This is a genomic window from Mycobacterium ostraviense (assembly GCF_002705925.1).
Taxonomy (GTDB): domain Bacteria; phylum Actinomycetota; class Actinomycetes; order Mycobacteriales; family Mycobacteriaceae; genus Mycobacterium; species Mycobacterium ostraviense.
On the sequence record NZ_NKRE01000153.1, the window covers coordinates 1 to 274 of the forward strand.

Genomic DNA, 274 nt, shown 5'->3' on the forward strand with positions numbered 1-274 from the left:
TTCCGGTACGCCGTGCACCGGCACGCGGTCGGCCAGCGGCAGGCTGGCGATCGGCGTGCTGCGGCCATTGCTGATGTCCAGCACGGCCACGTCGTTGGCGAAGCGCTGGTAGGTCACCGCATGCGAATACGGTGCTTTGATCGACTCGGTCAGTACATGCACGCCATCGGGTGCAGCGCTGACGTCGTTGAACAACGCCGGCTGTCCCACCGGACGCACGCTGCCGGCGGCAGTATCGACCACGGCCAGCTGCGAGGCGCCGTAATAAGCGAAC

Annotated in this window: 1 protein-coding gene; it reads right to left on the reverse strand. The window is 66.4% G+C overall.

Annotated features, from left to right (window positions below):
- A partial coding sequence (locus CDN38_RS33775) for a hypothetical protein (protein ID WP_204903271.1) occupies positions 1 to 243 on the reverse strand: 243 nt, incomplete at its 3' end.
- Positions 244 to 274: the final 31 nt, after the last annotated feature.